The 6517-nt window shown below is 70.6% G+C and carries 8 protein-coding genes; 6 read left to right on the top strand and 2 right to left on the bottom strand.

Annotated features, from left to right (window positions below):
* Window positions 1-368, bottom strand: a 368-nt coding sequence (locus CCN56_RS36490; protein ID WP_143664736.1) for a DUF5134 domain-containing protein, incomplete at its 3' end; no start/stop codon positions are given.
* Between the two features lie 168 nt (window positions 369-536).
* Here CCN56_RS36490 and CCN56_RS36485 point away from each other — a divergent pair.
* From CCN56_RS36485 to CCN56_RS36465, 5 genes are all read left to right on the top strand, one after another.
* Entirely contained in the window at window positions 537-1088 is a 552-nt protein-coding gene (locus CCN56_RS36485; RefSeq protein ID WP_086832032.1) for a GNAT family N-acetyltransferase, read from the top strand.
* A gap of 159 nt (window positions 1089-1247) precedes the next feature.
* Window positions 1248-2654 carry a DUF6421 family protein gene (locus CCN56_RS36480; protein ID WP_086832031.1) on the top strand — a complete coding sequence of 469 codons (1407 nt, stop codon included), beginning with the start codon at window positions 1248-1250 and terminating at the stop codon, window positions 2652-2654.
* A 35-nt stretch (window positions 2655-2689) separates the two neighbouring features.
* Window positions 2690-3451 carry an SDR family oxidoreductase gene (locus CCN56_RS36475; protein ID WP_086832033.1) on the top strand — a complete coding sequence of 254 codons (762 nt, stop codon included), beginning with the start codon at window positions 2690-2692 and terminating at the stop codon, window positions 3449-3451.
* The gene (locus CCN56_RS36470) at window positions 3448-4527 is read left to right on the top strand and encodes a low specificity L-threonine aldolase (RefSeq protein ID WP_086832030.1); all 1080 of its coding nucleotides are present in this window, start codon (window positions 3448-3450) and stop codon (window positions 4525-4527) included. The genes CCN56_RS36475 and CCN56_RS36470 overlap by 4 nt, the downstream gene beginning before the upstream one ends.
* 74 nt (window positions 4528-4601) lie before the next feature.
* Window positions 4602-5201, top strand: a complete 600-nt coding sequence (locus tag CCN56_RS36465; protein WP_086832029.1) for a transglutaminase family protein — start codon at window positions 4602-4604, stop codon at window positions 5199-5201.
* A gap of 25 nt (window positions 5202-5226) precedes the next feature.
* On the opposite strand, the gene CCN56_RS36460 is transcribed toward CCN56_RS36465, so the two are convergent.
* Window positions 5227-5949 carry a 1-acyl-sn-glycerol-3-phosphate acyltransferase gene (locus tag CCN56_RS36460; protein ID WP_086832028.1) on the bottom strand — a complete coding sequence of 241 codons (723 nt, stop codon included), beginning with the start codon at window positions 5947-5949 and terminating at the stop codon, window positions 5227-5229.
* A gap of 224 nt (window positions 5950-6173) precedes the next feature.
* Between CCN56_RS36460 and CCN56_RS36455 the strand changes: the two genes are divergently transcribed.
* Window positions 6174-6485 carry a thioredoxin family protein gene (locus tag CCN56_RS36455; protein ID WP_030686007.1) on the top strand — a complete coding sequence of 104 codons (312 nt, stop codon included), beginning with the start codon at window positions 6174-6176 and terminating at the stop codon, window positions 6483-6485.
* The last annotated feature ends 32 nt before the right edge of the window (window positions 6486-6517 follow it).

The raw sequence follows: 6517 nt of genomic DNA, 5'->3' as shown, positions 1-6517 counted from the left end.
GCTGCGTGTCCCGCCGTGTGCCCCGCGTGCGCCCCCGCCGCGCCGGGTGCCGCCATCGCCACCGCCATGTAGACCATGGCGAGCGAGCCCACGAGATGGTGCAGATGGTGGCCGCCGTGCCGCACCGCGAGGAGGCCGTGCAGCGTCGCCGCGCCGAACACCGCCGCGTACACCGCCCAACCCCACTCCGGCGGGGTCAGGGCGGCGGCGGGCACCGCCATGGAGGCCATCCCGAAGCTCATCACCGCCTCGCCGCCCGCGGCCTTCCGCTCCGCACCGGCGCAGACGCGCATCCGCAGCAGGCAGTACACGCCCGTCGCCGCGCACAGCGCGACCAGCAACCACCCGGACAGGGCCGGTCCGTGCACGGCACACCTCCCCCTGGACGCTCCCCTTCAGCAAGCAATGCCCGCCTCCCGGGCGCCGCACGCGGGCGCACGGGCGCGCACGGGCGTACGAAGGGGAGCGAAAGGCGCGCGTTAGGCTCGGGACGATCGCGCACGCCGATCGTCAGCGCCCGAGGGGAGCCCCGTTACATGGACACCGCCACGTCCCAGGAGACCGGCCGGATCAGCTACCGCGAAGCGGTCCTCGACGACGTCCCGGCCCTCGTCCCGCTCGTCGAGTCGGCCTACCGGGGCGACGCCAGCCGGGGCGGCTGGACCACGGAGGCGGACATCCTCCAGGGGCAGCGCACCGACCCCGAGGGCGTGACCGCGGTCATCACCACCCCCGGCAGCCGGCTCCTGGTCGTCGAGCGCGACGGCGAGCTCGTCGCCTGCTGCCAGCTGGAGCACCGGGGCGAGGCCGCGTACTTCGGCATGTTCGCGGTCCGCCCCGAGCTGCAGGGCGCGGGTCTGGGCAAGCAGATCATCGCGGAGGCCGAGCGCCGGGTGCGCGAGCTGTGGGACGCGCGCGAGATGCACATGACGGTGATCTCCGTGCGCGAGGAGCTGATCGCCTGGTACGAGCGGCGCGGCTACCGGCGCACGGGCCGGATGACCCCGTTCCCGTACGGCGACGAGCGCTTCGGACTGCCCCAGCGCGACGACCTGGAGTTCGAGCTGCTGGTCAAGCCGCTCGTCTGAACCCCGTGCGGCGGAAGAGTGGCCTCAACCCTGGCTGACAGGAAAAACTTCTGTCGCCAGGGGGGTCGCACAGGATAATTTCTCTTGCCTCCCCTTGTGGGAACGAAGCGCCAATGGTTACGTTGTCTTGACGCAAGGTTCTCCTGTGGAGGAAGAGGCATGACGGAAATTCTTGTGCAGGACGTGACCGGTGGGGCGATATCCACCGACGCCCGCGTGATCGACCACCCGGCCTGGGCCGAGCTCAAGAATGCCGTGGAGGAGATCCGCCCCTGGCAGAGCGCCGACGGCTCCATCGACTTCGAGGCCGAGGGCGCCCCCGCCCGCTCGCTCGTCGAGCTCGCCGTGGACCGCCTGATCGCGGCCGTCGAGCAGCTCTCCCCGCTCGTCCCGCACGACGGCGCCTACCACCGCGCCCTCGTCGCGGACCTGCGCAAGTGGGTCGAGAGCGGCTTCACCGTGCCGGACTTCCTGGACTCCCTCATGGAGTTCCACCCGGCCGCCGGCCGCGCCGACGGGCTCCAGCACCTCGTGCTCTTCCCGATGTACACGCAGAACGGCAACCTCGACCGCAACTTCGAGGCCGTCGTGCTCCGCATGGTCTGGCCGGAGTGGCTCTCCGAGCTGGAGCGCACCCGCTACGACAACCCGGGCTTCTGCGGCATCACCTTCGAGGACTTCACCGCCGGTTACGACACCAACTCGGCCGTCCTCTTCCCCGAGACCGTCGCCGTCCGCGAGGTCCCCGAGCGCTTCACCTGGGGCGGCATCTTCTGCGACCGCGAGGCCGCGCGCTTCCGCAAGGTCACCGAGGCCGCGGTCGACACCCTCGGCGTGAAGCTGCCCGAGGACATCGCCGTCATGCTCGGCGACCAGGAGCGCTGCCAGCAGGCCTTCGCGCTCTGGGACCTGGTCCACGACCGCGCCCACAGCCGCGGCGACCTGCCCTTCGACCCCTTCATGATCAAGCAGCGCCAGCCCTTCTGGATGTACGGCCTGGAGGAGCTCCGCTGCGACCTCACCGCCTTCAAGGAGGCCGTGAAGCTGGAGTCCGAGGGCAACGGGCACGGCCGCGACGTGCAGTACGCGGTCCTCTTCGACCGGATGTTCCGCTTCCCGCTCACCGGCGACCGCACCCGCAACTACGACGGTCTGGGCGGCCAGCTCCTCTTCGCGTACCTCCACAAGAACGACGTGGTGCGCTGGACGGACAACATCCTCACCATCGACTGGGACCGCGCCCCCGAGGTCACCAACCGCCTCTGCTCCGAGATCGAGACCCTCTACCGCGAGGGCATCGACCGCCCGAAGCTGGTCCACTGGTTCAAGGCGTACGAGTTCGTCTCCACCTACCTCGCCCCGCACCCGGGATCGAAGTGGGCCAAGGGTCCCGACGCCCTCGACCTCTCCCTCCCGCCGCGCAAGCTGGTCGACGACGTGCTTCCGGACGAGTTTCCGCTCAGCATGTTCTTTGAGGCCCTCGCCAAGAAGCTGAAGGGCGTGATCGCCGACACCAAGGGGATCACCGCCGCCGACGTCCCGAGCACCGTGCGGGCCGCCGCGTGAGCGACCTCACCGAGAACACCGAGGAGGCGTCGCCCATGATCTCCAACGGAAACGGCGGACCGCTCGACGGCGCCGTCATCGCGGTCGCCGGCGCGGCCGGCCCCGCGGGCCGCGCGACGCTGCTGCGTCTCGCCGAGGCCGGTGCCACGGTCGTCGCCTCCGACGCCGACCCGGCGCGCCTCGCGGAGGCCGTCGACGCCGCCCGCTACGCCCACGGCGGGGCCAAGGTCGTCGGCGACACGGTCGACCTCCTCGACCTGGACGCCACGCGCGACTGGGCCGCGAAGACCGAGAAGGAGTTCGGCCGGATCGACGGCCTGGTCCACCTGGTCGGCGGCTGGCGCGGAGCCCCCTCCTTCACCGAGACCGACCTCAAGGACTGGGACTTCCTGGAGAAGCTCCTGATCCGCACCGTCCAGCACACCTCGCTCGCCTTCCACGACGGGCTGCTGCGGGCCGGCGGACGCGGCCGGTACGCCCTGGTCAGCCAGTCCGGCGCGCACAAGCCGGTTGCCAACAACGCCGCGTACAACGCCGGCAAGGCGGCCGCCGAGGCCTGGACCCTCGCCATGGCCGACTCCTTCCGCAAGCTGGGGGGCGACGACGGCCCGCAGGCGGCGGCTGCCATCCTGGTGATCAAGGCATTGGTGCACGACGCCATGCGCGCCGAACGCCCCAACGCGAAGTTCGCGGGCTTCACCGACGTCAAGGACCTGGCGAACGAGATCGCGGGTCTCTGGGACAAGCCCGCCCAGGAAGTGAATGGACAGCGTCTGTGGCTGACCCCCAAGCCGTGACCGCGGCACTCGGCCCCAGGACCGACGCACGTCGTCACCACGACCCGTCGGTCCGGGGCTTCGCCAGCGACAACTACGCCGGCGCCCACCCCGAGGTCCTCGCGGCCCTCGCCCTCGCCAACGAAGGCCACCAGGTCGCCTACGGCGAGGACCAGTACACCGAGCACCTCCAGCGGATCATGCACAGCCACTTCGGCCCCACCGCCGAAGCCTTCCCGGTCTTCAACGGGACCGGGGCGAACGTGACCGCCCTCCAGGCGCTCACCGACCGCTGGGGCGCCGTCATCTGCGCCGAGACCGCCCACATCAACGTGGACGAGGGCGGCGCGCCGGAGCGGATGGGCGGCCTCAAGCTGCTCACCGTCCCGACCCCGGACGGCAAGCTCACCCCCGAGCTGATCGACCGGCAGGCCTGGGGCTGGGAGGACGAGCACCGGGCCATGCCCCAGGTCGTCTCGATCACCCAGAACACGGAGCTCGGCACCGTCTACACGGTGGAGGAGATCCGCGCGATCGTCGAGCACGCCCACGCCAAGGGCATGAAGGTGCACCTCGACGGGGCCCGCATAGCCAACGCGGCCGCCTCGCTGGACGTGCCCATGCGCGCCTTCACCAACGCGGTCGGCGTGGACGTGATCTCGTACGGCGGGACGAAGAACGGCATGCTCTTCGGCGAGGCCGTCGTCGTCCTCAACCCCGACGCGGTCAGCCACATGAAGCACCTGCGCAAGCTGTCCATGCAGCTCGCCTCGAAGATGCGCTTCGTGTCGGTGCAGCTGGAGGCCCTCCTCGCGAAGGACCTGTGGCTGCGCAACGCCCGCCACGCCAACGCGATGGCCCGGCGCCTCGCCGCCGGGGTGCGCGAGCTCGACGGGGTGGAGATCCTCTACCCGGTGCAGGCCAACGCGGTCTTCGCCCGCCTCCCGCACGAGGTGAGCCGGCGCCTGCAGGAACGGTTCCGCTTCTACTTCTGGGACGAGGCCGCCGGCGATGTCCGCTGGATGTGCGCCTTCGACACCACGGAGGACGACGTGGACGCCTTCCTCCAGGCCCTGAAGGAAGAGCTGGCCCGCTGAGCAAAACTGCATAAAAATGCGGCCGGACGGAAAGTCATTGACTCCGTCCGGCCGTTTTCATAGGGTCGTCCCGTATGGAACTCATCCAGCAGGACCCCGATATTGGCGCATACCTTGCGGCAAGTGAGTCGGTCGATCACGACCACCCGCTCGTCAAGGACGTCTCCGACCGCCTCGCCGACGATCATCCCGACGCATACTCATACGCCGAAGCGGCCTACGCCTTCGTCCGCGACACCATCCCGCACTCCATGGACTCCGGCGATCTCCGGGTCACCTGGCGGGCCTCCGACGTCCTGGAGCAGCGCAACGGCATCTGTTACGCCAAGTCCCTCGCCTACGCCGCGCTCCTGCGGGCCCGCGGGATCCCCGCCGCCCTCTGCTACCAGCGGCTCACCGAGGACGACGGCTCGGATCCGGTCGTCCACGGCCTCGTCGCCGTCCTGCTGCCCGGCGAGAGCGCCTGGGCCCGCCAGGACGTGCGGGGGAACAAGCCGGGCGTCGACGCCCGGTTCTCCCTGGGGGAGGAGCGGCTGGCCTGGACCGTACGGCCGGAGCTCGGCGAAGTGGACTACCCCGAGCTGTACGCCGAGCCGCACCCGGTCGTCCTGGGCGCCCTGAAGGCCGCCCCGGACCGCCCGCACCTCGACCGGACGCTGCCGGCCGGGCTCTGACCCGGGCGGTGCGGGAACGGTTCCGTCAGTCGGCTTCCTTGACCTGGGCCGGCGTCGGAGCCGTACCGCCGAGGTGCGCGGGAATCCACCAGGTGTCGTTCGCGTCCTTCGGTCGCACCGGGTAGGCGCGCTGCGCGGCCTCCAGGAGCTCCTGGACGCGCTCGCGAAGGCGCCGGGTGATCGCGCCCGCGTACTGGTCGGCGGGGGCCTCCACCGGCTCGCCCACGCGGATGGTCACCGGGATGTGGCTGCGCTTGAAGTTCCGCGGCCGACCCTTCGTCCACAGTCGCTGGGTGCCCCACAGTGCCATCGGGATCAGCGGGACGCCCGCCTCCTGCGCCAGGCGCGCGGCGCCCGTCTTGAAGCTCTTCAGCGTGAAGGACTGGGAGATGGTCGCCTCGGGGAAGACACCGATGATCTCGCCGGCCCGCAGCGACTCCAGGGCGTGCTTGTACGCGTGCTCGCCCGCGGCGCGGTCCACCGGGATGTGCTTCATGCCGCGCATGAGCGGCCCCGAGATCTTGTGCTTGAAGACCGAGTCCTTCGCCATGAAGCGCACCAGGCGCTTCTGCGGCAGGGCGGCGAGGCCGGTGAAGATGAAGTCCAGATAGCTGATGTGGTTGCTCACGAGCACCGCACCGCCGGTCCGCGGGATGTGCTCCGAACCCTGCGTGTCGATCTTCAGGTCGAGCGCCTTGAACATGGTCAGAGCGGCGCCGATGACCGGTCGATAGACGAGTTCTGCCATCGGAGAGGAACCTCTTCTGCATGCGCCCGGAGAGGGTTCTCCCGGCGAAGTTACGCGGCCGTAGGTTTTCGGCTTTGGGCAGATCGTGCCCCATGTGCGGCCCGGTGACCAGTCCAGACGGCTTCGTACGGGGAGATTCTCGTCACTCGCGGTGGTCGGTGACGGGAATCCATCGGCCCCGTGGGACGCTGCACCGGAGGAACGGGAGAGCGAAGGGAAGTGGGATGACCGAGGTCCTGGGGCCGGAGGCGCTCGGTGCCGCACTGGGGGAGCGGGCCACCCTCGTCCAGTTCTCGACGGCCTTCTGTCAGCCCTGCCGGGCCACCCGCCGCACCCTCGCCGAGGTCGCCGCGATGGTGCCGGGCGTGGGGCACGTGGAGATCGACGCCGAGGAGCGCCTCGACCTCGTGCGCGAGCTCGGCATCGCCCGTACCCCCACCGTCCTCGTCCTCGACGCCGCCGGACGCGTCGTCCGCAGGGCAGCGGGGCAGCCCCGCAGGGCGGACGTCATCGCGGCCCTGGGCCGCGCCGTCTGACGGACGGTCCGCCGCACGCACGCACGCACGCA

It is taken from the genome of Streptomyces sp. NRRL B-24572, from assembly GCF_002156145.1.
Lineage (GTDB): Bacteria > Actinomycetota > Actinomycetes > Streptomycetales > Streptomycetaceae > Streptomyces > Streptomyces vietnamensis.
Note: the sequence above shows the minus strand (reverse complement) of the source record. Positions and strands in the feature narration are given on the sequence as shown.

Bases quoted from the DNA above. Each gene is read 5' to 3' on its own strand.
- CCN56_RS36485 (WP_086832032.1), top strand. From the start codon at position 537: ATGGACACCGCCACGTCCCAGGAGACCGGCCGGATCAGCTACCGCGAA.
- CCN56_RS36480 (WP_086832031.1), top strand. From the start codon at position 1,248: ATGACGGAAATTCTTGTGCAGGACGTGACCGGTGGGGCGATATCCACC.
- CCN56_RS36475 (WP_086832033.1), top strand. From the start codon at position 2,690: ATGATCTCCAACGGAAACGGCGGACCGCTCGACGGCGCCGTCATCGCG.
- CCN56_RS36465 (WP_086832029.1), top strand. From the start codon at position 4,602: ATGGAACTCATCCAGCAGGACCCCGATATTGGCGCATACCTTGCGGCA.
- CCN56_RS36460 (WP_086832028.1), bottom strand. From the start codon at position 5,949: ATGGCAGAACTCGTCTATCGACCGGTCATCGGCGCCGCTCTGACCATG.
- CCN56_RS36455 (WP_030686007.1), top strand. From the start codon at position 6,174: ATGACCGAGGTCCTGGGGCCGGAGGCGCTCGGTGCCGCACTGGGGGAG.